Source organism: Nannocystis pusilla (assembly GCF_026626665.1).
Lineage (GTDB): Bacteria > Myxococcota_A > Polyangia > Nannocystales > Nannocystaceae > Nannocystis > Nannocystis pusilla.
In genome coordinates, this window is the sequence record NZ_JAPNKE010000002.1 from 7,925,344 (window position 1) to 7,949,965 (window position 24,622).

General features: G+C 71.2%; 23 protein-coding genes and 4 pseudogenes. 13 read left to right on the forward strand and 14 right to left on the reverse strand.

Annotated elements, in window-relative coordinates:
• Positions 1-264: 264 nt before the first annotated feature.
• From OV079_RS34820 to OV079_RS34830, 3 genes are read right to left on the reverse strand one after another with little or no spacing between them, the layout of a single operon-like run.
• The gene (locus tag OV079_RS34820) at positions 265-1,122 is read right to left on the reverse strand and encodes a sigma-70 family RNA polymerase sigma factor (RefSeq protein WP_267773686.1); all 858 of its coding nucleotides are present in this window, start codon (positions 1,120-1,122) and stop codon (positions 265-267) included.
• Positions 1,119-1,253, reverse strand: a complete 135-nt coding sequence (locus tag OV079_RS34825) for a hypothetical protein (protein ID WP_267773687.1) — start codon at positions 1,251-1,253, stop codon at positions 1,119-1,121. The genes OV079_RS34820 and OV079_RS34825 overlap by 4 nt, the downstream gene beginning before the upstream one ends.
• Positions 1,202-2,275, reverse strand: a complete 1,074-nt coding sequence (locus OV079_RS34830; RefSeq protein WP_267773689.1) for an NAD(P)/FAD-dependent oxidoreductase — start codon at positions 2,273-2,275, stop codon at positions 1,202-1,204. Before OV079_RS34830 ends, OV079_RS34825 begins: the two co-directional genes overlap by 52 nt.
• A gap of 109 nt (positions 2,276-2,384) precedes the next feature.
• Between OV079_RS34830 and OV079_RS34835 the strand changes: the two genes are divergently transcribed.
• A complete protein-coding gene (locus tag OV079_RS34835; RefSeq protein ID WP_267773690.1) occupies positions 2,385-2,909 on the forward strand; it encodes a peptide deformylase in 525 nt (174 codons plus the stop codon).
• Positions 2,910-2,918: 9 nt separating this feature from the next.
• Here the strand turns inward: OV079_RS34835 and OV079_RS34840 are convergent, their stop codons facing one another.
• The 4 genes from OV079_RS34840 to OV079_RS34855 form a co-directional block, all read right to left on the reverse strand.
• The gene (locus OV079_RS34840; protein ID WP_267773691.1) at positions 2,919-5,213 is read right to left on the reverse strand and encodes a DUF1592 domain-containing protein; all 2,295 of its coding nucleotides are present in this window, start codon (positions 5,211-5,213) and stop codon (positions 2,919-2,921) included.
• A 130-nt stretch (positions 5,214-5,343) separates the two neighbouring features.
• Entirely contained in the window at positions 5,344-5,688 is a 345-nt protein-coding gene (locus tag OV079_RS34845) for a hypothetical protein (RefSeq protein ID WP_267773692.1), read from the reverse strand.
• The gene (locus OV079_RS34850) at positions 5,616-6,629 is read right to left on the reverse strand and encodes a DUF1552 domain-containing protein (protein ID WP_267773694.1); all 1,014 of its coding nucleotides are present in this window, start codon (positions 6,627-6,629) and stop codon (positions 5,616-5,618) included. Before OV079_RS34850 ends, OV079_RS34845 begins: the two co-directional genes overlap by 73 nt.
• A gap of 674 nt (positions 6,630-7,303) precedes the next feature.
• Positions 7,304-8,668 carry a cytochrome P450 gene (locus tag OV079_RS34855; protein ID WP_267773697.1) on the reverse strand — a complete coding sequence of 455 codons (1,365 nt, stop codon included), beginning with the start codon at positions 8,666-8,668 and terminating at the stop codon, positions 7,304-7,306.
• Positions 8,669-8,801: 133 nt separating this feature from the next.
• Between OV079_RS34855 and ruvX the strand changes: the two are divergent.
• The 3 genes and pseudogenes from ruvX to mltG all read left to right on the forward strand — a co-directional run bounded on the left by ruvX (position 8,802) and on the right by mltG (position 10,588).
• Positions 8,802-9,255 (forward strand): annotated as a pseudogene (ruvX, locus tag OV079_RS34860) (Holliday junction resolvase RuvX).
• Positions 9,252-9,614 (forward strand): hypothetical protein, encoded by a 363-nt coding sequence (locus tag OV079_RS56475; RefSeq protein ID WP_267773699.1) that lies wholly within the window; start codon positions 9,252-9,254, stop codon positions 9,612-9,614. The pseudogene ruvX and the gene OV079_RS56475 overlap by 4 nt, the downstream one beginning before the upstream one ends.
• Positions 9,578-10,588 (forward strand): endolytic transglycosylase MltG, encoded by a 1,011-nt coding sequence (gene mltG / locus OV079_RS34870; RefSeq protein ID WP_267778725.1) that lies wholly within the window; start codon positions 9,578-9,580, stop codon positions 10,586-10,588. Before OV079_RS56475 ends, mltG begins: the two co-directional genes overlap by 37 nt.
• Before the next feature lie 128 nt (positions 10,589-10,716).
• Here the strand turns inward: mltG and OV079_RS34875 are convergent, their stop codons facing one another.
• Entirely contained in the window at positions 10,717-11,061 is a 345-nt protein-coding gene (locus OV079_RS34875) for a hypothetical protein (protein ID WP_267773700.1), read from the reverse strand.
• Between the two features lie 560 nt (positions 11,062-11,621).
• Here OV079_RS34875 and OV079_RS34880 point away from each other — a divergent pair.
• Together OV079_RS34880 and OV079_RS59125 are read left to right on the forward strand one after the other, a co-directional pair.
• Positions 11,622-12,653, forward strand: coding sequence for a PEGA domain-containing protein (locus OV079_RS34880; RefSeq protein WP_267773701.1), 1,032 nt, complete (start codon positions 11,622-11,624; stop codon positions 12,651-12,653).
• Positions 12,654-13,046: 393 nt separating this feature from the next.
• Positions 13,047-14,022 (forward strand): annotated as a pseudogene (locus OV079_RS59125) (IS110 family RNA-guided transposase).
• Between the two features lie 39 nt (positions 14,023-14,061).
• Here OV079_RS59125 and bioD read toward each other — a convergent pair.
• The 5 genes from bioD to OV079_RS34915 all read right to left on the reverse strand — a co-directional run bounded on the left by bioD (position 14,062) and on the right by OV079_RS34915 (position 16,950).
• Positions 14,062-14,787, reverse strand: a complete 726-nt coding sequence (bioD, locus tag OV079_RS34895) for an ATP-dependent dethiobiotin synthetase BioD (RefSeq protein WP_267773702.1) — start codon at positions 14,785-14,787, stop codon at positions 14,062-14,064.
• 47 nt (positions 14,788-14,834) lie between these two features.
• Positions 14,835-15,311, reverse strand: a complete 477-nt coding sequence (locus OV079_RS34900; RefSeq protein ID WP_267773704.1) for an SPFH domain-containing protein — start codon at positions 15,309-15,311, stop codon at positions 14,835-14,837.
• The gene (locus OV079_RS34905) at positions 15,308-15,910 is read right to left on the reverse strand and encodes an SPFH domain-containing protein (protein WP_267773705.1); all 603 of its coding nucleotides are present in this window, start codon (positions 15,908-15,910) and stop codon (positions 15,308-15,310) included. Before OV079_RS34905 ends, OV079_RS34900 begins: the two co-directional genes overlap by 4 nt.
• Before the next feature lie 54 nt (positions 15,911-15,964).
• Positions 15,965-16,342, reverse strand: a complete 378-nt coding sequence (locus OV079_RS34910; RefSeq protein ID WP_267773706.1) for a tellurite resistance TerB family protein — start codon at positions 16,340-16,342, stop codon at positions 15,965-15,967.
• Positions 16,343-16,461: 119 nt separating this feature from the next.
• Positions 16,462-16,950, reverse strand: a complete 489-nt coding sequence (locus OV079_RS34915; protein ID WP_267773707.1) for a hypothetical protein — start codon at positions 16,948-16,950, stop codon at positions 16,462-16,464.
• 181 nt (positions 16,951-17,131) lie between these two features.
• Between OV079_RS34915 and OV079_RS34920 the strand changes: the two genes are divergently transcribed.
• The 7 genes and pseudogenes from OV079_RS34920 to OV079_RS34950 all read left to right on the forward strand — a co-directional run.
• Positions 17,132-18,790, forward strand: a complete 1,659-nt coding sequence (locus tag OV079_RS34920; RefSeq protein ID WP_267773708.1) for a S41 family peptidase — start codon at positions 17,132-17,134, stop codon at positions 18,788-18,790.
• A gap of 210 nt (positions 18,791-19,000) precedes the next feature.
• Positions 19,001-20,212, forward strand: coding sequence for a COG1361 family protein (locus OV079_RS34925; RefSeq protein WP_267773710.1), 1,212 nt, complete (start codon positions 19,001-19,003; stop codon positions 20,210-20,212).
• Positions 20,213-20,277: 65 nt separating this feature from the next.
• The gene (locus tag OV079_RS34930) at positions 20,278-21,153 is read left to right on the forward strand and encodes a hypothetical protein (protein WP_267773711.1); all 876 of its coding nucleotides are present in this window, start codon (positions 20,278-20,280) and stop codon (positions 21,151-21,153) included.
• Entirely contained in the window at positions 21,150-21,500 is a 351-nt protein-coding gene (locus tag OV079_RS34935) for a hypothetical protein (protein ID WP_267773712.1), read from the forward strand. The genes OV079_RS34930 and OV079_RS34935 overlap by 4 nt, the downstream gene beginning before the upstream one ends.
• Before the next feature lie 20 nt (positions 21,501-21,520).
• Positions 21,521-22,459: pseudogene (gene cysS / locus OV079_RS34940) on the forward strand (cysteine--tRNA ligase); the annotation flags it as partial.
• Between the two features lie 232 nt (positions 22,460-22,691).
• Positions 22,692-23,099 carry a DALR domain-containing protein gene (locus OV079_RS34945; protein ID WP_267778729.1) on the forward strand — a complete coding sequence of 136 codons (408 nt, stop codon included), beginning with the start codon at positions 22,692-22,694 and terminating at the stop codon, positions 23,097-23,099.
• Between the two features lie 121 nt (positions 23,100-23,220).
• A pseudogene (locus OV079_RS34950) lies at positions 23,221-24,042 on the forward strand (MBL fold metallo-hydrolase); the annotation flags it as partial.
• 54 nt (positions 24,043-24,096) lie between these two features.
• Here the strand turns inward: OV079_RS34950 and OV079_RS34955 are convergent.
• Positions 24,097-24,537 carry a hypothetical protein gene (locus tag OV079_RS34955; protein ID WP_267773717.1) on the reverse strand — a complete coding sequence of 147 codons (441 nt, stop codon included), beginning with the start codon at positions 24,535-24,537 and terminating at the stop codon, positions 24,097-24,099.
• Positions 24,538-24,622 lie beyond the last annotated feature (85 nt).

The following is a 24,622-nucleotide window of genomic DNA, read 5'->3' on the forward strand; positions in this document are numbered from 1 at the left end:
GAGCTCGTCGCACCGACGCCTGGCCGGGTAGCCGCTGGCAACAGAGCGCCGCAGCGCTGTCCGGCGAGCTCGTCTCGCCGACCCTGGCCGGGCAAACTCGGCAGCGCGCCGCCTGGGCCGTCGTAGAGGAGCTCGAAGGACGGACCCGCGCCGCCCGGGTCGGCCCCGACAGCGATCTCATCGCGTAATGGCAATGTCCGCCAGGACATGCTCCTCAAAGCATGTCCCAATGGACATGACCTTAGAGCATGCCCGAAAGGACAGTCAGTTCAGCGCCGCCAGCTTGTCCGGGTTAACCATGATCTGCACCGAGTGGATCTTCTCGTCGTCGACCTCGATCGACACCGCCGCCACGGCCACCCCGTGGTCCCACAGCACCGCGGCCGGCCAGCCGTTGATCTCGACCAGCGAGAGCGTGCCGTGAGCGCCGCCCTTCTTGGCCGTCCCGACCAGCAGGCGGGCCACGCGGTCGGGCCCGAGCACCGGGTTGCGAGCGGCCCGCGCTCGTCCGCCGCCGTCGGACCAGGCGACCACGTCGTCCGCCAGCAGCTGCTGCAGCCCGTCGAGGTCGCCCTGGGCGACCGCCCCGAGGAAGGCCCCCAGCAGCTGCTCGTGCTGCTCGCGCGAGCGGGCGAACCGCGGCCGCTTCGAGCGCACGTGCTCGCGCGCGCGGTGGGCCAGCTGCCGGCACGCCGCCTCCTCGCGGCCGACGATCGCGGCGATCTCGGAGAAGTCGTAATCAAACACCTCGCGCAGGACGAACACCGCCCGCTCGAGCGGGCTCAGGGCCTCGAGCAGCACGAGGAAGGCGAGCGAGATCGACTCCAGATCCGGCGCCGACCCGGTCCGCTCGGTGGGCAACGGCTCGGGCAACCACGTGCCGACGTAGGCCTCGCGCCGCGAGCGGGCCGACTTGAGCTGATCGAGGCAGAGCCGCGAGACGACCGTCGTCAGCCACCCACCCGGCGCCTCGATGGCCGCGTGGTCGGCCGCCTGCCAGCGCACGTGCGCCTCCTGCAGGATGTCCTCGGCCTCGGCCGCGCTGCCGAGCATGCGATACGCCAGCCCGAACAGCCGCGAGCGATGGGCCCCGAACAGCGTCGCCGCCTCGTCCGGGCTCACGGCGCCGCCTCCACCGCCACCAGCGGCCGCACCGGCCCGCGCCGCCAGCGATACGCCAGCAGCCGCCGCTGCTCGGCCTTCAGCGCCAGCATCGTGTAGCGGCACACCTGCTCCTTGATCCACGCCGCCACGCGCCCTTCACGATCCGCTCGCGCGGCCCGGCCCCGTCCATGAACTGCACGATGCCATCCCGCCGGCCCAGGCTCACGCAGTAGCCCGGGTCGGCGTAGCGGAACTCGTGCACCGTGCCGCCGGTCAGCTCGGCCACCGCAGTGTCGGCCGCGTGCGCCGCCATCGGCATCGCGGTCTTGCAGCCGGCCCCGAGCCAGCCGCCGCCCGCCGCCGCGCAGGCCGCCGCGTCGCCGGCCACCAGCAGGTCCGGCCGGGCGTGGAGGTAGGCGTCGACGATCACCCGCCCGTCGGCTGCCATCGGCAAGCCGAGCCCGGCGAGCAGCGGCACCGCCCGGAAGCCGGCCGCCCAGGCGCACAGGTCGAAGCCGATCGGCCCGGCCGCGCTGTCGAGGTGGTCGGCCGCCACCGCCGTCACCCGGACCCCCTCCCGCACCGCCACGCCGAGGCGCCCCAGCACCGCCCGCGCGTGTTCGCGCGCCTTGCGGCTGAGCCCCGGCACGATCTCGCTCGCCGCCACCAGCTTGACCCGCAGGCCGGGCAGCGCCTCCGCCAATTCGGTGGCGATCTCGACGCCCGTGAGCCCCCCGCCGCACACGGCAAGCCGGCCGCCGCGCGCGGCAACGCGCCGCGCCTCGCTGAACAGCCGGCTCATGCGGTCGCCGTCGATGGCGTAGGCGTGCTCGCGCGCGCCGGGCACGAGGTCGAGGTCGACCGAGCCGCCGGTGCACACGATGGCGCGGTCGAATTCGAGCACGCCCGCGTCCGTGACGAGCCGCCCGGGCGCGACTTCGAGCGCGCGCGCGTGGACGAAGCGGACCTCCGTGCCGGCGATCAGCGCAGCGATGGGGTGCGCGACGCTGCGGCCGGTCGCCGCCTGCTCGTGGAGGCGGACGCGCTCGACGAGTTGGTCGCTGGCGCCGACGAGGGTGACGGCGACGCGACCGCGGGCGATCCGCGCGGCGCGCAGGGCCGCGAGCAGGCCGGCGTAGCCGGTACCGATGACGACGAGATGCGGGGTCATGCGAGTTCTCCTGGTTCGCCGGCATGACGAGGCAGCCCCCGCGCCGCGTGACACGATTTTTTTCGCGCACCACGACCTCCTCTCCGACGCTCCGTGCGATCGTCCCGCCGTGTCCGCGATCCTCCGCCTCGGCGACCCGCGGTTGCGTGCGGTCGCTCGACCCGTTGACCTCGCCGCGCCCGAGCTCCCGCTCGCGGTCGAGCGGCTGCACCGCGCCCTCGCCGAGTTCCGCGCCGAGCACGGCTTCGGCCGCGCGATCGCGGCGCCGCAGCTCGGCATCGATCTGCGCCTCGTCGCCATGAACCTCGGCGACGGTCCACGGACTTTATTAAATCCCGAGATCGTGTGGCACGGCGACGAGACCTTCACCCTCTGGGACGACTGCCTGTGCTTTCCCGACTTGCTCGTGCGCGTGAGGCGGTGGACCTCGATCTCGGTCCGGTACCAGGACGAACACGGCCGACTTCACCTGCGTGAGCGCTTGCCCGCCGCCGAGTCCGAGCTCTTGCAGCACGAGCTCGACCACCTCGACGGCATCCTCGCGGTCGATCGCGCCGACGGCCCCGACGCGATCGTCACGCGCGCCGACCACGACCGCGAGCCCGAGCGCTACGCGGCCATGGTCGATCGCTGACCTGCGACCTCAGTAGAGGATGCAGAAGCCGAAGCTCGTGGTCCCCTGGGCCGCGACCTCCGCGTTGTAGGGCTCGCCGGTCCACACGAAGTGCATCGCGTCCTGCGTGTACTTGGCGTTCCACGCGTTTTGAATCGTGCCCTGCATCGCGATCACCACCTGCCACACGATCGGCGCACCCGTCGTGTTGCTGACCGTGACCGAGTTGCACTCGCCCTGCTCCCACTTCGAGTCCTGGGTGATCTGCACGTCGATGCCCGGCGACGTCATCGGCCCCGGCTGCGGCTCGCCGGTGGTGCTGCCGCCGCTCGTGGTCGTCTCGTCGCCCGTCGTCGTCTCGCCGCCCGTCGTCGGGTCCTCGCCCGTCGTCGGGTCGCCGCCCGGGCTCGGCGCGCCGCCGCGCTCGCGGAAGAACCGCGTGCCGACCAGCGCCAGCACCAGGCTGTCGAGCCGGCCCTCGGCCTCGACGAACGCCGCGGTCAGATCGTCCTGCACGCACTTCAGCTCGCTGCCCGCCGCCGAGCCGACCGCGTAGCGGGCCCACTGCAGCGTGTAGCAGGCCTCGACATCCGGGCTCCCCGCCAGCAGTTGCGCCAGCTCGTCGGCCCCGTCGAACGGCCCGTTCGTGTTGTCGGTCAGCAGGACCTCGCCCGTCGCGTCGATCGCGTGGATCCCGTCCATCGAGCGCGTGCGGCCGATCGCGTCGTAGTGTTCGAAGCCGAAGCCGATCGGGTCGATGCGCGCGTGACAGCCCGCGCAGGTCGCATCGGCCGAGTGCTGGGTGTAGCGCTCGCGCGTGCTCAGGCCCGGGTCGACCGGCGGCGGCGACGTGTCGAGCGCCGGCGGCGGCGGCGGCATGTCCTGGCACAGCAGCCGCTCGCGCACCAGCTTGCCGCGGTGGATCGGCGACGACGACGTCGGCAGCGCGTGCGTCGTCATCACCGCCCCGTGCGTCAGGAGGCCCGCCGACGAGGCGGCGTCGGCCCGCTTGAAGCCCGCCGGATCGGGCTCGCCCGCGCCGGCCTCGACCCCGTAGTAGCTCGCCAGCTCGTCGGTCATGAACGAGTAGTTCGCGGTCAGCAGCTCCGCCAGAGAGCCGCCGCCGCGGTACACGTCGCCGACGAACCGGTGCGTCTCGCCGAGCATGGCCTCGCGGATCTGCGGCGTCAGCTCGGGGTACAGCATCGCGTCGCGCGGCACCGTGCGCAGGCGATCGATGTGCAGCCACTCGTCGACGAAGCGGTGCAGCGTCGCGTCGGCGTCGGCGCCGGCGAGCAGGCGGGTGGCCTGCATCCGCAGCACGTCCGGATCTTTCAACGTCCCGTCGTCGGCCGCGGCCATCAGTTCGGCGTCGGGCGGGCCGCCGACGATCAGATACGACAGCTCGCTGGCGAGCTCGTACGGCGTGAGCTCGTAGATGCCCTCGCCCGCGTGTTCGCCGAGCTCGGTGCGGTAGAGGAACCCCGGCGACTGCAGCATCGCCGCGATGGTCCAGCGGATCCCGCCGTCGAATTTCTCGATCGCCGCGGCCTCCTTCCACAGCGTCTCGTAGCGCGCCTGCTCGTCGGCGGTGAGCGGCCGGCGGTACACCTGCTTGCCGAAGCGGGCGATGAAGTCGTGCGCGCAGGTCTCCTCGCCGTCGGCCACCGGGTCGCAGCCGAGCCGCGTGGGCAGATCGGCGACGATCAGGTCCGCGATCTTCTCGGCCGCGTCGCGGTACTGATCGGCGAGCAGCCCCGAGACCACCAGCGCCCCCGCGTTGTTCGTATAACCCTGCACCACCGTGTCGGCCGCGAAGCCGAGCCCGAGCTCGGTCGGCGCGCCGAGCACCGCCCTCAGGGTGCGGTTGTACTCGACGTGGCTGAGCCGTCGCACGCGCCTGACCCCGGCCCCGCCCTCGTCGCAGCCGGCCGCGCCTTCACCGTCGGGCCCCGTGCACGAGAACGTCCCCTGGCTGCGCGCCACGAACTGGGCCAGCGCGTCGTAGGCCTCGGTGTCGGGCGTCACGACCATCCCGCCCTTGTGCATGTCGGGGTGCTGGTTGGTCGGCTTGAGCAGCAAGATCGACGTCCCGCCGTCGTCGTCGAGCGCGACCTCCTTCGCCGCGGCGAAGTTGGCCTCGAGCCAGCCCTCCTCGCCCTCGGCCAGCAGCACCATCCGCGTGTCCTTGGCCAGGCCCTCGGGGTTGTGACAGGTGATGCAGGTCTTGCTGAGGATCGGCGTCCACACGCTGGTCTCGAAGAACTGCGCGTCGCTCGGGCAATCGCCGCCGCCGTCGGTCGGGTCGCCGTTGCTCGTGCCCATGCTCGTGCCGGTGGCCGCCGTGTCGCCGTCGGAGTCGGTGCCCGCCCCCCGCCGCCGCTCTGGCAGGCCGCGAGGCTCAGGAAGATCGCGAGGTTGCTGACGTGAATCGTGCGCATCGTCCTCGTCCTCCTCACACCAGACCGGGGAGCGGGCCGTTGCCGACCATCGGGTTGCCGAACGTCTCGTTGCTCAGGCCCATCGCCTGGCACAGCGACACCATGAGCTTGCCGTGCGACTCGCCGCTGTACTTGAGGTAGCGGCCGGTCTGCCAGCGCCCGCCCGCGCCGCCCGCGATCACGAACGGCACGCCGACGCACGTGTGCAGCCGCGAGTCGCCCATCTCCTTGGCCCACAGCACGATCGAGTTGTCGAGCATCGAGCCCTGCATGTCGGCCTCGGGCGTCATCGCCAGCTTCTGCACGAGGTACTTGAACTGCTCGGCCATCCACCGCTCGCACTCGACGAACTGGGCCACCCCGGCCACGTTCGAGTCGTCGATGTGCGACAGCGAGTGGTGCCCCTCCGCCACCCCGAGCCACGAGCACACCGTCGGGCTGACCGTGTGCGACAGTGCAGCGACGCCACCCGCGTCATGTCGCACGCCAGCGCCGCCACCATCATGTCGATCTGCGCCGTCGTGATGTTCGGGAAGTTCGCGTTGTCCTGCGTGCCTCCGCCCATCGGCGACTCGGGCAAGCCGCAGCCCACCGCGCCCATCAGGCCCTTCTCGACCTTCGCCAGCGCGTCGAGGTGCGCGTCGAGCTTGGGCCGCTCCTCGCTGCCGAGGCGCCCGCGCAGCGCGCTGGCCTCGTCGACCAGCAGGTCGACCACGCGCTGACGCCGGGCCCGCAGCGCCGCCGCGGCCTCGTCCCCGCCCATGAAGTCGCCGAACAGCCGCCCGTACACGTGGATCGGGTCGTCGTCCGGCGTGACCCACGCGCCCGGGCCCGCGTACGACATGCGCGTCTGCACCCCGCCGCCCCACGCCGACGTCTGGACCCCGAACTCGAGCGACGAGAAGCGCGTGTCCTGACCGACCTGCGCCGCCACGTACTGGTCGATCGACATCCCGCCCGACTCGTCGGAGGCCGTGCCGCTGGCGGTCAACATCGCCGCCATGCCGCCCTCGTGGTTGTCGGCGCCGAAGAAGTCGAGGCCCTCGACGACGATCAGCTGATCCTGAATCTCCGCCAGCGGCTCCAGGATCGAGCCGGCCGGGAAGCTGAAGTCAGTCTCCGTCCCGCTCGGCTTCCAGTGTTGCGGGATCGTGCCGTTGGGGCTGAAGAACACGATCAGCCGCCGCGCCGTCGGCCCGCCCTCGGCCCGACTGCTCGGCGCCGTCAGCAGATTCAAAAAGGGGGCGGCGACCAGACCGATCCCGAGGCCGTGCAGGACGCTTCGACGACGTATCGACATAGACTCGCTCCTGCATAGCGGAGCGGCGGCGCATCTGTCGATGCGCGTCGATTCGGCACATGTAAGTCCTGTCCATGAACGCCCGGTGCACACCCGCGCCCACGCCTCGCAACTCGCGCGGGGATCCACGGGTGCGGACCATTGATGACAGGACGCCGACACAATTTAAATGTGTCCCTCGGGACAGGAATGATGTCCCCGCCGCCCCGCCTCTCCGGCTCGTTCGCTCGCCTGTCCCGGAGGACATATGACTCCGCGCCACGGCCGAGCCCGCCGGAACTCCGGCCGCTCCGCGGCGCCGCCACGCCGGCAGAGCTCGCCATGGGCCGCGCGAGAGATCGGCCTCGGGGTCGTCCTGAACGCTCGACCTGTCACGTCTGTAACGTGAACGAGCGCATGTCCCCGAGGACAGCTCGTGACGGATGTCCCGGCGCTCGCCGAGGCCACCTCACGGATAACCTGTCCGCAAAGACATCCACGGTGCGGGCAGCCGCCCTTGCTGTTGGCCGTGGTCCGGACAGCTACACCCGCGGTCGCACGTGCATGCGGATGCTCGCCGCCGGGCCGACCGGGATGTTGAAGCGGTGGCGCGCTTCGCTGTCCTCGGGGACAGGTGAGAACTCGCTTCGCAGCGAGCAGCGAGCGGTGAGCGGCGCTCGCCGCCCCGCGGCGCTTCACGCCCGCGGTCGCACGTGCATGCAGATGCTCGCCGCCGGGCCGACCGGGATGTTGAAGCGGTGGCGCGCGTCGCTGTTCTCGGGGACAGGTGAGAACTCGTAGCGCAGCGCCAGGCGCGACAGCACGATCTTCGCCTCGAGCAGCGAGAAGTGCTGGTCGACGCAGCTGCGCGGCCCGGTGATGAACGGCAGCCAGCGGTGGCCGACCGGCTCGTCGCCGAGGAAGCGGTCGGGGCGGAACGCCTCCGGCTCGGGCCAGTGGCGCGCGTCCTTGTGCAGCGCTTGCATGTGCACCATCACCTTGGTGCCGCGCGGGATCACCAGCTCGCCGAAGCGGTCGTCGACCACCGCCTCGCGCACGACCACCGGCACGATGTTGTAAAGCCGCAGCGCCTCCTTGAGGCACGCCCCGGCGAAGTCGAGCCGCTTGAGCTGCTCGTAGTCGGGCACGGCGTCGCCTTTGTTGAACACGAGGGCGGCGTCGGCCCGCAGGCGCTCGAGCTCGGCCGGCTGCTGCGTCAGCGCGTGCAGCGTCCACGTCAGCATCGCGCTCGACGTGTCGTGGCCGGCGAACAGCATCGTCTTGAGCTCGTCGCTGACGAGGCGCTCGCTGTCGTCGTCCCAGCCGCGCTCCTCGAGGCTGATGAGCAGCATGTCGAGCATGTCGGCCGGGCGCGCCTTCGGGTCGGCGCGGCGGGCCTTCAGGCGCGCGCGGATCTTCTCGGCCAAGAACGCGTCGAGCTGGGCCAGCGAGCGGTCGTAGCGGAACTTCGCCGGCGTCGGCAGGTAGCCGCGGAACGGCAGCCAGACCCGCTTGTTGGCCTCTTCCACCAACGGCTCGTAGAGCCGCGGCAGCACGTCGTCGCTCTGGTGCGGCGGCATCTGCAGCGTCGCCTCGGCGATCACCTGCAGCGTCAGCCGCCGCATCTGCGCGCCGATGTCGACCGGCCTGCCGCTGCGCGCGTGCGCGTCGAGCACGGCGGCCAGCCGGTCGACCGCGCGGATCGACGCCTCGGCGACGTTGCGCAGCGCCTCGATGCGGAACGCCCGCGCCAGCACCGCCCGCTGCTTCTTCCACAGCTCGCCGTCGCTGGTCAAAAGGCCATGTCCGAGGATGTCGAGGAAGGCGCCCATGGCGCGCAGGTCCTTGACGTAGTTGTCGGCGGCGCCGACGATCACGTGGCGGATGAACTCGGGGTCCGAGGTCACGAGGTAGCTGGCCCCGGGGATCTGCAGCCGCACCGTGGGCCCGCGCTCTCGCAGCCACCGCTCCGTCACGTCCCACGGCGCCCCGGCCATGAGCGCGGCCATGTGACCGACGACAGGCAGCTTCTGCGGCGCGTGCGGGACCTGATCGAGCATGCGGCGGAGCATCGACCTCCCGGCCGGGCGCGCGCAAGACCGGCCTCCCCGAGTGTGCGGTGAGCCCGCGCAAGCTCGGGCCGAAGCTCGCGAATTGCCCGGAGGAGGCCCCGCTGTGCTAAAAACCCCGGGCATGCGCGCCCTCGGCCTCGACGTCGGCAGCAAGACGATCGGCGTCGCCGTGTCCGACCCGAGCGGCACGATCGCCAGTCCACGCCAGGTCCTCACGCGCCGCGGTCACGCCGAGGACGCCGCCGCCGTCGCCGCGCTCGCCCGCGAGCTCGAAGCCGGCGCCGTCGTGGTCGGCCTCCCGCTCGAGCTCGACGGCTCCGTCGGCCACCGCGCCCGCCAGGTCCAGCGCTTCCTCGCCATCCTCGAGCCGGCCCTGAGCGCGCTCCCGGGCTCGCCCCGCGCCTTCACCTGGGACGAGCGCTTCAGCACCGCCGGCGCCGAGCGAGCGCTGCTGCAGGCCGACGTGTCGCGCGCGCCGCAAGCAGGTCATCGACGCCGCCGCGGCCCAGTTCATCCTCCAGGGCTGGCTCGACGGCCAGCGCCGTAAGGACATGTCCGGAGAGACAGGCACATGACCCAGGCCTCGAGCGCAGCGAGCAAGCGCCAGCGCCTGCCGTGGTGGCGACCGCGGCGCTCGCGCTGGGCGCAATACGTGGCTCTGGTGGTGGTGACGGTCACGCTGGTGGTCGGCGGCGTGTGGCTGTCGCGCACGTACCAGCGGGTCATCGACTACCCCGATCGCCCGGGGGTCGGCAGCGCCGAGCCGATCGCCCTCGAGGTGGCCAAGGGCGCCAGCTTCCCGCAGGTGCTGGCCCAGCTGCTCGAGGCCGGGGTGATCCCCGACGACGAGGGCCTCTACTTCAAGCTGTTCGTGCTGCACGCGGCGCGGCCGGCAAGATCACCGCCGGCGCGCACACCTTCCGCGCCGACATGACGCCGGAGCAGGTCCTCGCCGAGCTCGTCCGGGCCCAGCGCACCGAAGAGACGCGGGTGACGATCCCCGAGGGTCGCAACATCCTCGAGGTCGCCGACATCCTCGCGGTCGCCGGCTACGGCGACGCCTCGGTGATCCTCGCCACCATGCGCGATCCCGCCTTGCTCAAGGAGCTCGGCATCGAGGGCGAGAGCGTCGAGGGCTACCTCTACCCCGACACCTACAAGTTCCCGACCGCGGCCACGCCGGACCAGGTGATCCGCCGCATGGTCGAGCAGCACCGCAAGGTGTTCGACAACCTCAAGCGCAGCCACCGTGAGGCGCTCGAGGAGCTGAAGAAGACCCTCGGCTGGGGCGACCGCGAGATCATCATCATGGCCTCGCTGGTCGAGAAGGAGACCGCCGCCAAGCACGAGCGGCCGCTCATCGCCGGCGTGTTCCTCAACCGCCTGCGCTTCTCGTCGTTCCAGCCCAAGCGGCTCGAGACCGACCCGACGATCATCTACGGCTGCACCGCGGCGGTGAAGAAGTCGGCGGCCTGCGAGAAGTTCGAGGGGCGGATCCGCCGGATCCACCTGCGCGACCCGGACAACCCGTACAACACGTACACGCACGAGGGCCTGCCGCCGGGGCCGATCACCAACGCCGGCAAGGCCGCGTTCGAGGCCGTGCTCGCGCCGAAGAAGTCGCGCTTTTTGTACTTCGTGTCGCGCAACGACAAGACGCACCATTTTCAAAGACGATCGCCGAGCACGAGGCCGCGGTCGAGAAGTTCATGCGCCAGGGCGCCGTCGGCGACGGCTCGGCCGCCGGGGCCGCCGACCCCGACGCGGAGTAGTCGGCCCCGCGTGGGCCGCCGAGTCACATGTCCTTCGCGACATGTGAGCGGGCAGACCAACCGAAGGGCTCGCCGAGGGCCAGGCGGCCCATCTGTCCCTTCGGACACGCCGCGGTCGAGTCACCTCGTCGCATGACATGTCCTTTCGGACATCCGCCAACTTTCCGGACAAGCAGGCCCCGGACCGACCATGAAGCCTGTCCCTTCGGACATTCGTCGAATCTCCGGACAATCAGGCCCCGGACCGACGCAGCGCTCGCGGGCTCAGGGAGCCTTGGCGCTCGGCGGCGCTGCCAGTTGCAGCTCGCTGAGGGCCCAGCGGTCGCCGGTGCGGGCGAACGTCAGGCGGTGCGGTGGTTCGCGCAGCGTGACGGTGACGCGGCGCTCGCCGATCGCCTCGCGCGCGGCCACCGTGAGCTCACGGCTCGACGCTGCCAGCAGCTCGGGCAGGCGGTTCTCGGTGAACAGGAGGTGATCGTCGAGCGCGCGCGTGAGGTCGGCCAGGGCCTGCGCGCGCAGCTCCGGGCTCGCCGCATCGTCGCGCACGGCCGCCGCCAGGCGCTGCAGCTCGGCGACGATCGCCTCCGGCTCGCCGTCGAGGCCGCGCATGCGGACGAACTCGTTGCCCGGGTGGGCGATCGCCGTGCGTATCGCGTCGAGCTGACCGCGGGCCTCGCGGGCCCCTCCAGGGCCACCAGCTCGCGCGCCTCGCCGACCCGCTCCAGCCGCTCACGCGGGTTGTTCTGGCTGAATTCCCACACTTCGAGCCGCGGCGCCGCGCCCGGCCTCGCCACCGCCACGCCGATCTCCGCCCGCCCGTGCCGGCCGTCGGCGAGCTCGAACACCGGGCGCACGGCGAGCCCGGCCGGAATGCTGTCGCGCAGGGCCGGCCCGTACAGCCACGGCTCCGGCGCGCGTGCGGGGGTCTGCGCGGGCTGCGGAGGCGGTGGCTCCGCGGCGGGCCCCTGCGGGCAAGCGAGCGCGAACGCGAGCGACGCGGCGAGCAAAGCGGTGCGGAGGGGGGTCACCGGGGCATGCACAGGGTGGGATGGTGGAGGGGCTAAGGTCAAGCGTGATAGCCTCGGGACGAGATGGACCTCGCGCGACGGAGCCTTGCGGTGGCGATGGCCGCCAGTGTGTGCCTCAGCACTTCGGGGATCGGTGAGGTCTTGGCTGCGGCCCCGCGGCCCGTGCCGATGTTCGTGGCTCCTGGCGAGGGCGCCGAGCAGGCGGGCGCGAAGCTGGCGATCTTGCCGCTCGTGATCGAGGGTTCGCTCAGCGAGGCCGACCAGAATCCGCTCACGCAGTCGCTCAGCAGCGGCCTGCAGCGCGGCAACTTCACCGTGCTGACGCCCGACCAGGTCATCACCGCCGACAGTGGCGCTGCCAGCTGCGACAACGCCGTCTGCTACAAGTCGATCGCCACCAAGACCGGCGCCGCCTACATCGTCCGCGCCGCCGTCACCGTGCGCGACCGCGACTACAACGTCCACGTCGACCTGTTCAACGGCGCCGACGGCCAGCGGATCGCCGCCACCCAGGATGGTTGCGAGATCTGCGGCGTCGTCGACGCCAGCGGCCTCATCGACTCGGCCGCCGCCACCTTGCGGCTCAAGCTCGACGCTCTGGCCAAGGGGCCGGCCTCGTTCAAGCTGCAGACCGACCCGCCCGGCGCGCTCGTCACCATCGACGGCGAGATCGCCGGCACCACCCCGCTGAACCGCCCGATCGTCCCCGGCAAGCACGTCATCCGGATCAGCAAGGAGGGCTTCATCGCCCTCGAGCGCGAGGTCACCTTCGTCGAGGGCGTCGGCGAGGAGCTGCAGTACGCCCTGGAAAAACTGCCGAGCCGCCTGCCCGGCAAGGGCTGGGGCTACGCCTCGATCGCCGTCGGCATCCTCGGCATCGGCGGCGGCATCGCCCTCACCGCGATCGACGGCCGCAACTACTCGCTCGACTGCGAGGGCGAGAACGTGATGAACCCGGGCATCACCGGCGAGAAAGAGTGCAAGTACCTCTTCAACACCAAGTGGTACGGCGTCGCCGCCACCATCGCCGGCGCCGCGCTCCTCACCCTCGGCACGGTCATCCTCATCAACTCCCGGCCCAAGACCGACGCCGGTGACAAGCGCGCCGCCCGCCGCGGCGTCCGCCAGCTCGGCATCGGCCCGGGCAGCCTGATCCTCCGCGGGCAATTTTAAAAGGGCCTGCCGCTCGGGACATGTCCTTGTATCAGGGCCGCAGCTCGCGGTGACCTGAGAAGCGCCGCGAGCTCTTGGAGCGGCGAGCAGATCGAACATGTCCTGGTGCACGAGCCCGCCTGTCAGCAAGGATCGCTGGCCGCTCCGCTTTTTTCCACGGAAGTCCTGGTAAGCGAGCAAACTGGAATTTCGCGGCGGTGTGGATACGACCTTCGTCCCAGCACTCCGCAGATCGCTTTCATGTCCAGGACTCAGCCCGCGCATCAGCGCTTGATCGCGGAGTGATCAAGTTTCCTCCAAGAGCCCGAACGGTTGCCTGAGCCGGCTTGGCCGAGCTCGAATCTCGCAAGGGAGGGCGGTGGGAGGGACGCGGGATCACTCAGAAAACCAGCCATGACCCAGACGAACGACAGCAAAGGTCCGTACATCGGCATCGATATTCTGAAGGACAGCCTGCACGTGGCGTTCGGAAGCCGCGGGACGGTGATCGAGGTGAAGAACACGCCGGAGGGCATCGCGGGGCTGATCGAGCAGCTGCAGGAGACACGTCCGCAGCTGATCGTGATGGAGCCGACCGGCGGCTACGAGATCCCGCTGGCAGCCGCGCTGGCGGCCGCGCAGCTCCCGATCGCCGTGGTGAACGCACGGCAGATCCGGATTTCGCGCGGGCCAAGGGCAGGCTGGCGAAGACGGACAAGATCGACGCGGCCGTGATCGCCGGCTTCGGTGAAGCCTTCGAGCCCGAGCCGCGGCCGCTCAAGGACGAACAGACGATGGAGATCGACTCGCTGGTCCGGCGGCGCAAGCAGCTTCAGGAGAACCAGATCAGCGAGAACAACCGGCTGCGCACAGCGCTGCACAAGCGAGAGCGAGCGAGTCTCGAGCGTCACATCGAGTGGCTCGGCCAGGAGCTCAAGAGCGTCGAAAAGGAGCTTCAGCGCCTCATCAAGGACAGCCCGATCTGGCGCGAGGCCGACAAGCTGCTCCAGAGCGTCCCCGGCGTCGGACGGGTGCTCTCGATGACTCTGCTCGCAGGCCTACCCGAGCTCGGCAAGCTCGGCCGCTCCGCAATCGCGGCGCTCGTCGGCGTCGCGCCCTTCAACTGTGACTCGGGCAAGATGCGCGGCGAACGGCACATCCGAGGCGGACGGCATGACATCCGACGCGCGCTGTACAGCACCACACGCGCCGCCGTGAGCCTCCGCTACACTCCACGCTCGCCGAGTACTACGCGCGTCTGAGAGCCGCTGGGAAGCCCGACAAGGTCGCCATCGTCGCATGCATGCGCAAGCTTCTCGTGATTCTCAACGCGATGGTCCGGACCCACTCCAGGTGGTCGGCTCTCCTTGACACGCATGACGGTTGCTGAGCGGCATGTCCTGAGAGACATCAGCGCGCCGCGCATGTCTCAAAGACCAGGCGCTCCGTGCGCGGAGTCCGTCATCGTCGCCCACGCGTCCGCGGCCAGCCACGACGCATCGGCTGCCGCGTGGGGCATCACGCCCAGGCACGGCAGCCCGCTCGCGGCCGCGACCACGGCCGGGTTGTGAGTGCGCGCCGCGTCGGGCATCGCGTGGGTGTCGACCAGGAAGAACCCGCGCGGCGGCAGGCCCAGCGCGCGCAGGGCGAAGATCGTCAACAGCGCGTGGTTGACCCCGCCGAGGCCCAGGCGACCGACCACCACCGGCGCCGCGCGCAGCCCCGCGATCCACGCCGGCAGCCAGGTCCCGCCGGGCATCGGCACCCACAGCCCGCCTGCGCCCTCGACCAGCGTCACCTCGGGTCGGTGCGCCGCCTCGAGGTTCTCCATGACCGATCGGACATGCCCGATCGGCCCTGTCTCCTGCAGCATGTCCTGGGAGACATCCAGCCGAGGACCGGCGGTGAACGCCGCGGCGTCCTCGACGATCCCGGGCGCCAGCGGCTCGCTGTAGCGCAGCGGGCAGATCTCGCTGGCCGACACGCCGAGGTCGCTGGCCGCGGCGAGGCGATCGGGATCTGCCTCCGGCCTTGACGGTCCGCTGGCCGCGGGCTTGAACGGCAGCACGCGCAGCCCCGCCCCCGCGGCCGCGCGGAGGAGCGCGCACGCGAGGGTCGTCTTGCCGCAGTCGGTGTCGGTGCCGACCAGGAACACCCGCGGCGGGCCTGCGTGCTCGGCAGGCCCGGGGTCGCGGTTCCGGCTCAGAAGGCCTCGAGCAGCTTGGCGCGTTTGGCCTTGTACTCCTCTTCGGTGAGGAGCTCGGCCTCGAACGCCGCCTTGAGCTTGCGCAGCTTGGCCTCGAGGTTGTTGTCGTCCGCGGGCGCCTGCTGCTGCGGCTGCTGCTGGAACTGCTGCTGCTGCTGCGGGTGAAACTGCTGCTGCGGGTTCATGGCGCCGGCCATGCCGCCCATCATCTGGGCCATCATCTGGCCCATGCCCATGCCCATGCCCATGCCCATCCCGGCGGACGAGGCCCCGCCGGCGCCGGGGTTGCGGGCCGCGTCGCGCATCACGCCGAGGCCCTCCCAGGCCATCGTGTTGTCGACCCCGCGGGCCGCCTGAGCCGCGGCGGCGTCGAGCGCCTTCTCGATCTCTGGCGGCAGCGAGATGTTCTCGATCACGAAGCTGGTCAGCAAAAGGCCCAGCTTGCCGAACTCCTCGGCCAGGTCGCCCTTCACCGCGTCTCGAGCACGTTGTAGTGCGCGGCCATGTCGGCGACGCTGAGGTCGCTCTTGCCGGCGGCGACGGTGAACTTGCTGACGAGCTGGCGCTTCAGGTACTCGGCGATCGAGTCGGTGGTCGTCAGGCCCTGGGTGCCGACGATCTCCTTGAAGAACGTGCCGGGGTCGGAGATCTTGAAGTTGTACGAGCCGAAGGCCCGGATCCGCACGCGCCCGGGGCGGCCGCCGACCGAGAACTCGGGGTCGCGGATGAGCACCGGGTTGGCGGTGCCCCACTTCTGGTCGACGTACTGGCGCAGGTTGACGAAGTAGATCTCGACCTTGAACGGGCTGCTGAAGCCGTACTTCCAGCCCTTCAGGCGCGACAAGATCGGCAGGTTCTGCGTGCTGAGCGTGTGCGTGCCGGGGCCGAACACGTCGGCGAGCTGGCCCTCGTTGATGAGGATCGCGGCCTGGTTCTCGCGGCAGACCAGCTTGGCGCCGTTCTTGATCTCGTGGTCGTCGTCGGGGAAGCGGTAGACCAGCGTGTAGTTGGTGTTGTCCAGCCACTCGATGATCTCGATGAACTGGCCCTTGATGAAGCTGAGGATGCCCATGGTCGCTCCGGTGCTGCTGCGGGTGATTCGAGAGGGTGAGGCGGCCGGTTGGTTTCAGGCCAGGCCCGCGCCGAGGGCCTCGGTTTCGAGCTCGACGAACTCGACGTTGCTCAGGCCGAACACGTCGGCGAGCTCGGCGAGCGCGCGGCGCTCGGCCAGGCTGGTGTGCCCGTCGCGGTGGACCAGGGCGATCGCGGTCTTGAGGAAGATCCGGCGCAGGTAGGTCTTGTCGAGCACCTGCACCGCCTCGAACTTGCTGAAGCTGGTGTCCTTCAGGTCGTCGATGGTGATGCTGGCGCCTGCCTCGCGCAGGAAGTCGGCGATGAGCTCCACCTCACGCGGGTCGATGCCGTCCACGCTGGCGAGGTGGTGCAGACCGCGGGCGAACACGTCGATCTCCTCGGGGGTCATGCTGCCTTGCTGGCTCTCCATGGCCCGAGATGGTACGGGCACGAACCCGCCGCCGCCAGCGCCGGCCGCAAATAGAAACGCCCGCGGTCCAGCCTGGACCGCGGGCGTCGCACGACTCGACGCCACCAAGCAATGAGCGTCTAGAGAACCTCGAATTCGCGGGTGAGCAGCAGTTGCGCGGGCTCGTCCCCCGCCAGCGTGAACACTTCGACCTTCCACCGCCCGCGCTCGTCGGGGTTCAGCGGATGGCTGGCCGCGAGCGCCAGCGTGGTCGTCGGCGCGAGGACGCCCGGGACCTCCTCGCGCGACTCGCCGTGAGTCCACACGAAGGTCACCGGGCGCGGCTCGAGCAGGCTGTCGGCGCGCAGGTGGAGGTGGACCGAGCCGGCCTCGGCGGTGAACGTCGCAGCGTCGACCAGCGGCCCGGCCGGCTGCGCCGCCAGCACGGCCGCGACCTGGACCGCGCGCCCGACCGGGCGGGCAGGCGTGGCCGCGAACGCGGCCTGGGACGACGACAGATCGGAGCGGAGTTGCCCGTCGGGCAGGATGTGCTCCGGAGTGATGGGCGCGTCGACGCAACCCACCACGAGCATGGCCACAACGAGGGAGAGCAGGTTCGTGGTGCGCAAGCGGAAAACTTGACATGCCTGTCCCGTGCCAGGGGGCATGATCAGTGTTTCAAGTGACTTGGCCGGGGGCGCGGGATCCGCTCGCGACAAAAACCATCATCGTCGCGATGATTCGTAGATTTGCCCTGGACGCCCCCACATCGGCCATCGGCAGGGGCCGCCGGACGTTATGCTAGCGCCGATGGTCGCTCGTCGCCTCGCCGCGGGTCTCGCCTCCGTTTTGCTCTGCGGCTGCTCCGCGAAGGATCCCGGCGAGGCCGCGGCGGCCGCCCGACCGGCGGAGGAGGCGGCGGAACCGGAAGTCGACGTCGCCGCCCGCCTGCAGCTTGACCGCCGCCGCTTCCCGCTGACCGTGTGGGCAGCCTGGGTCGTGCAAGCGGAGTACTTCGACAAGGAGCGCATCAACCCGCGCGAGCAGTTCGCCGAGGCCCTGCGCCACCTCGGCCTCAACACGCCGGAGTTCTTCGCCGCGGTCGCCGGCGACGCCGCCACCGTCACCGTGGCCGACTTCCGCCGCGAGTTCTCGCTCGCCGGGCTGACCGACCTGCCGAGCGTCGCCGACCGCCTCGAGGAGGTGCTCGCGTTCGTGCAAGACAGCCTGCGCCTCGACGCCGAGGCGACGCACAAGGTCGAGTACGCCGCGATCAACGGCATGCTCGCGCCGCTCGACCCGCACACGATCCTCCTCACGCCCGAGGAGCACACCGACCTCGGCGTCAAGACGCGCGGCCAGTTCGGCGGGATCGGGGCCGAGATCCGCGAGGACGAGCGGCGGATCCGGATCGTCAAGGTCTTGCCCAACAGCCCCGCCGCGGCGGCCGGCCTCAAGGACGGCGACCTGCTGCTGCAGATCGACAAGCAGAGCACGGTCAACCTGCGCTCCCCCGACGCGCAGTCGCTCTTGCGCGGCCCGGTCGACACCAAGGTTTCGGTCAAGATCCAGCGCGGCCAGGAGACGCTGACGCTGACGATCACGCGCAAGATCATCCGCGTCGACAGCGTCACCGCCTCGCTGCTGCCCGGCAAGATCGCCCTCCTCGAGATCTCCACCTTCCAGGAGAACACCGGCGAGCAGGTGCGCAAGGCCCTCGCCGACCTCACGCCCGCGGGCGAGGCGCTGCGCGGCGTGGTGCTCGACCTGCGCGACAACAGCGGCGGCCTGCTCACGCAAGCGGTCGAGGTCGTCGACGCGCTGGTCGCCGAGGGCGAGCTGGTGATCGTGCGCTCGGCCCTGGGTCGCGAGGCCGAGGACGCCGCGCCCGCGATCAACCTGCCGGCCAACGCCGCCGTGGTCGCGCTGATCAACGAGGACTCCGCCTCGGCGGCCGAGATCGTCAGCGGCGGCGTCAAGGCGCTCGGCCGCGGCGTCGTCGTCGGCCGCCCGAGCTTCGGCAAGGGCACCGTGCAGCTGCTCAAGCCGCAGAACCTCTACGGCCGCGAGCTCGCGCTGAAGATGACGATCGCCGAGTACCAGGTCGCCGGCGACACCAAGATCCAGACCGTCGGCGTGCGCCCCGACCTCTCGATCTACCCCGTCGAGCTCAGCGACATCACCGCCGTCGCCAACTACTTCGACACCGAGCGGTTCGAGCGCCGCCGCGAGTCGACCCAGGTCGCGCACCTGCCCTCGGCCAAGCACGAGGCCGCGTTCGCCGGCAAGGCCGCGGGCGACGGGCCGCGCCTGCGCTACTTCGCCGGCCGCCAGGGCACGCCGCTGCCGCGCCCCGCCGAGGGCCCGGCGGCGATGGCCGACCCGGAGGTGCAGATCGCCCGCGACGTGGCCGACGCGCTGGCTGGCCTTCGGACAGCAAGCAGCGCGCCGCCAAGCTCGCCGCGCTGACCGGCGAGATCGCCGCCCGCGAGGATCAGAAGATCGCCGACGGCATCGCCGCCACCAAGATCGACTGGGCCGGCGCGCTCGGGGCCGGCAGCGACCCCACGCTCGAGCTGCGCGCGCGTCGTCGACGACAAGAAGATCGCGGCCGGCCAGCCGTTCACCCTGCGCGTCGAGGTCACCAATCGCGGCAGCGAACCTGCCGAGCGCGTCCACGTGATCACCGACTGCCTGCGCGACGAGCTCGACGGCATCGAGCTGCTGCTCGGGCGCATCGAGCCGGGCGCCACCGTCAGCCGCGACGTCCGCCTCTACGTCATGGCCTGGCACACCGACCTCGTCGACACCTTGCGGGTCGACGTCCACGCCGGCGAGCCGGGCCCCGCGGCCGACGCCACCACCACCGTGCGCTTCGACATCGCCGGCCTGCCGCGGCCGCGCTTCGCCTACGACTACTGGATCGTCGACGACCCCGAGCTCGCCGCCGCCGCGCCGCAGCGGCCCAAGTCGCCGCCGATCCCCGGCGAGCCGCCGTTCGCCGTCAAGGGCAACGGCGACGGCGTCCTGCAACCCGGCGAGCAGGTGCTGCTGGCGCTCGAGATCCGCAACGACAGCGGCGCCGACAGCTCCGACGCCCGCGCCCTCATCCACAACATGTCCGGCGCCCAGGTGCTGCTCGAGGAGGGCTTTTTGCAGCTGGGGAAGATCCTCGCCAAGGGCGCCGTGCGCGGCGCCTTCGGCCTCAGCGTCAGCGAGCAGGCCGACCCGAACAAGCCCGTCGAGCTCGAGGTCATCGTCGCCGACGTCGTCGTCCGCGAGAGCGTGCGCCACAAGTTCGACGTCCCGCTCGGCCCGCCCGCGTCCGGCTTCGTCGCCGGGCCCGCGCGCGTGGTCGCCGGCGAGGAGCCGGTGCGCCTCTACAACGCCGCCGACGGTCAGTCGCGCCAGATCGCCGAGGTCGCCGGCGGCACCGCGCTCGACATCCTCGGCACCGCCGGCGGATGGAGCGCCGCCCTTGCCGGACCCGGCCGTCGCGCCTGGCTGCCCAGCGACCTCGTCAAGGCCGGCGGCGCGCCCGGCAAGGGCAGCAAGCTGCCGGATCGGCCGGCCCTTCTGGTGCAGCCGCCGGTGATCGAGCTCGACCCGGTGGCGCCGGTAGCCGCGGGCGCGACGGTGGAGATCCGCGGCACCGCGCGCCACGAGGGTCGGGTCCGCGACGTCGTCGTCGCCGTCAAACCGCCGGGCACCGCCCAGGTCGAGCGCAAGCTCGACTACCGGGCCAATCCCGCGCACCAGGGCGCCGCCGCCCGCAGCCTCGAATTCTCCGCGCAGGTGCCGCTGGAGCCCGGCAGCAACCGGATCCTCGTCACCGCCCGCGACGGCGACGACATCGAGGCCACCCGCGAGGTCTGGGTATTTCGCGAGTGACGGGGAACCTCCCCCGCGAGGGCGGTCCCACAGCCCGCACGTCCCTGTGATATAGCGAGGTTGTCGTGAGCGAAGCGACGGATCCAGCAGACGACTCTCCCCGGCCCTCCGGGTCCGATTCCATGGCCGGCGCCCCGCGTCGGCGCCGCTCTCCCATCATCGACGTCGCGGTGGTCGCGCTCGGCGGTTACCTGCTCTACTGGATGTTCGGCGACGTCCGCTACTTCCTCCAGGGCAGCGAGCCGCAAGATCTCGGCGACGCCGCCGCCTTCGTCGACAAGGGCCTCCCGGGCGACCTCGACGACACCTACGTCGTCCTCCGCGGCACCCCTGACGTCCAGCACGCCGCGCGCCTGCGCCTCGAGCCCAAGGGCGGCGGCAGCGGGCGCACGATCGGCTACCTGCGCATCATCGAGGGCGGCGGCAGCCTGTTCGCCGCCATCCCGCGGACCACCGAGGCCGCGCCGCAGCAGTTCGAGGGCGTGTTCGAGGGCCGCATCCGCCGGCTCGCCGACTCGCCCAACTTCGCCGCCATTCAGCAGCACTTCGACGGCGAGCGCATCGTCGAGGAGCGCGACGCGACCCCCGCCGCGCTGCTCGACGCGCTCGGCAAGCGCCAGGGCGACGCCCTCACCGTCGTCGACACCGGCGGCGAGAGCCTCGCTCTCGGCACCAAGGCCACCGTCACGCTGGTCGTCGAGCAGCCCGACGTGCAGGTCCAGCTGGGCGCAGCAGCTTCGACTCGCAGGCGTCCGCGGAGGCGGCCGTGGCCGCGCTCGGCTTCCCCTACTACGCGCCGCCGGAGCAGAGCAGCAGCCGCTTCTACAGCTTCTACGTGCGCCTCCCCGCCGGCGAGCGTGAGTCGGCGCAGGCCAAGCTGTCGGTCGCGGCGGTCATCCCCGAGGGCGCCAAGCCGGCCGACCCGAGCGTGGGCGCGGTGATCTTGCCGTGGATCACCAGCTACCCCGTGCCTGCGAGCGACATCACTGCCGAGGGCGGCAAGTTCAGCTTCGTGCCCGGGGACAACGCCAAGCCGGGCTTCGACGTGCAGGACGGCAAGCTCGTCCCGCGGCCGCTGCAGGGCGGCAAGCTCGTGCTCGATCCCGGCGACGTCAGGGCCGTGCGGCTCGAACGGCCGGTCGTCGTCGACCCGCAGGGCTATGTGATCGACGTCGGCGTCCGCCCGCGCGACCGCTGGCTCGAGGTGGCGATGTGGTGCCTGGTGCTGCTGGTCGTCGGGTGGAACGTCGCCAGCCTGGTCGCAGGCTGGCGCGCCCGGCGGGCATGAGGCACACTGCCTCGCCCGAGATGAGTACGACGCCCACGCTGCTTCTTTACGACACCATGAGCGGGAGCAAGCGCCCGCTCGAGCCGATCGAGCCGGGACACATCGGCCTCTATCTGTGTGGCCCCACCGTCTACGATCTGAGCCACGTCGGGCACGCGCGCTCCGCCATCTGTGCCGACACCGTGGTCCGCTTCCTGCGCGAGCAGGGCCTGCGCGTCACCTTCGTCCGCAACGTCACCGACATCGACGACAAGATCATCAAGCGGGCCCAGGTCGAGGGCATCAGCGCCGGCGAGGTCGCCGCCAAGTACACCGCGGCCTACCACGAGGACCTCGACTCGCTCGGCTGCCTGCGGCCCGACGTCGAGCCGCGCGTCACTGGCACGATCCCCGAGATTGTCGCCCTCATCGAGACCTTGATCGCCCGCGGCCTGGCCTATGAGTCAGGTGGCGACGTGTACTTCCGCGTCGCCGCCTTCTCGACCTACGGCGCGCTGAGCAAGCGCAGCCTCGACGACATGCAGGCCGGCGCGCGGGTCGAGGTCAGCGAGCTCAAGGAGAACCCGCTCGACTTCGCGCTGTGGAAGGCCGCCAAGCCCGGCGAGCCGGCGTGGCCGAGCCCGTGGGGCCCTGGTCGGCCGGGCTGGCACATCGAGTGCTCGGCGATGAGCAAGGTCCACCTCGGCGAGACCTTCGACCTCCACGCCGGCGGCCGCGACCTCATCTTCCCGCACCACGAGAACGAGATCGCCCAGTCGCAGGGCGCGTGCGGGCACGGCACCTTCGCCCGCCACTGGATGCACAACGGCTTCGTCGACTTCGCCGGCGAGAAGATGTCGAAGAGCCTCGGCAACTTCTTCACCATCCGCGAGGTCACGGCGCTCTATCCGCCCGAGGCCGTGCGGTGGTTCCTGATCGGGGTCCACTACCGCTCGGGCCTCAACTTCGACGTCGAGGTCCCGTGCCCGGCGTGCGCGCGGCCGCTCGACACCGAGGCGCAGCAGGGCAGCGCGTGCCCGGAGTGCGGCGCCGCGCTCGACCGCGACCGCCTGCGGGCGCACATCCGCTTCCCCGGCCTGGAGGAGGCCGACGAGCGGGTCGCCTACGTCTACGACACCCTCGCGCGCTCGCCGCGCTCTGGACGAGTCTGAGGACTCGCCGGAGAACGCGGTCTCCGCGAGCGTGAGCGGGATGCTCGCCGCGTTCACCGCGGCCCTGCGGGACGACCTCAACACGGCCGCGGCCGTGGCCGCCCTGAGCGAGCCCTTGCGCGAGATCAACCGCCTGCTCGAGGCCAAGAAGAAGGGCGCCGCCGCGGGCCGTACGGCCACGCTGCGCCGCTTCCTCGCCGACTTCCCGGCCGTCTCGCGCATGCTGGGCCTGTTCGCGGCCGACCCGGAGACCTGGCTGCTGGGGCGCCGGGCTCGCAAAGCCGCGCGGCTCGGCCTCGACGTGGACGATGTCGAGCGGAAGGTCGCCCTCCGCGACGAGGCCCGGGCCAAAAAAGACTGGAAAGAGGCGGACCGCCTGCGAGCTGAGTTAAGCTCGATCGGGGTCCTCGTCCGCGACGGCGTCGACCGCTCCACCTGGACCCTCTGAGCCGCTTCCCGCGGCCCGAGGGCTTGCATCGCCGCAGCCGAGCGCTTCACTACAACGACAAGGTCGTGTCCGCCAGCAGTCAAACCATCACGCTGCGCCTGTTCGGGGCGGAGGCGCGTTCTCCCGCCGCTACGGGACGACCTGCTCGATGGTCACGTTGCGCGACGGCAAGCGCTGGCTGATCGACTGCGGGCGCCAGGCGCCGGACCAGCTGCACGCGGCCGGCTACGCCTGGCACGACATCCACGGCCAGATCATCACCCACTGCCACGGCGACCACGTCTTCGGCCTCGAGGACTTCGCGTTCGTCCGCTACTTCGAGACCCACGCCGAGGTGATGGCCTCGAGCCGCGGCGGGCCGCTGCCGAAGTACATCTCGCACAGCGCCGTGCGCGACGAGGTGTGGGAGACGCTGGCGCCGTCGCTGCGCTACCTGCAGGACGGCCGCGGCAACCTGCGCTGCGGCACCCTGCAGCACTTCTTCGACGTCATCGCCTCGGCCGCCAGCGAGCCGCCGCGCAAGAACCCGTGGAACCACTCCGAGACCTTCGAGGTCGACGGCCTGCGCGTGGTCACCCGCGAGAACGAGCACGTGCCCGGCAAGCCGTCGTGCGCGCTCGAGCTGCACGTCGGCGACGACCCGCAGCAGCCGAAGATCGCCTGGTGGTCCGGCGACGGCACCGTCGACGCCGCGTTCCTCCACAGCATCGAGCCGCGCACCAGCATCTACTTCCACGACTGCACCTTCATCGACTATCCCGGCCAGGTCCACGGCTTCTTCGACAAGCTCGAGGCCCTGCCCGAGGCGGTCCGGCGCAAGCTCGTGATCATGCACCACGAGGACAACCTCGAGCACTACCGCGCCCGCGTCGAGGCGGCCGGCTTCCGCATCGCCCTGCCCGGCCACGTCTACGACCTGGTCGCCGGCCAGCAAGTGCTTTAGGCTGTCCCCTGGGCCATGTCTCGTCAGACATGCCCCTCGGACCTCCAGCAGGGCTCAGCCCTTCGCGCACTCCATGGTGTACGCGACCCATCCCGAGCACGACGCCGGGTTGGGCGCGCACTGCGAGCATTCGCGCTTCTGCCCGATGTTCCAGGTCCCGCTCGAGCTGCACGCGACGCCCGAGACGACCCACCGCGTCTCGGTCCAATCGTGGCAGACTCCGGTCAAGGGCTCGGGCGACGGCAGGGCGAGGACGTCGACCTCGGCCCACTCGCCGCAGATCTCCCCGGCCACCGCGGGCTCGCCGTCGCCGACGAGCGAGGCCGGCTCGACGCGGGCAGCACACTCGAAGTCGGCGCCGTCCGCTTCGAGCGCGGCTTCGACGGCGAGATCGAGCTCCGCCGCCTCGCCGCCGGGCACGACCTCGTCGCCGTCGCAGCCCGACGACACAACCGCCCAACAACACATCCAGCTGCCCAGGATCGCGTGACGCATTTGGCCCGAACATACCAACCGCGCCCGGCGCGGTCGTGGGGCCGGGCGCCCACCACGAGCCGGCCTCGAGCCCGCAGGCGCGCGC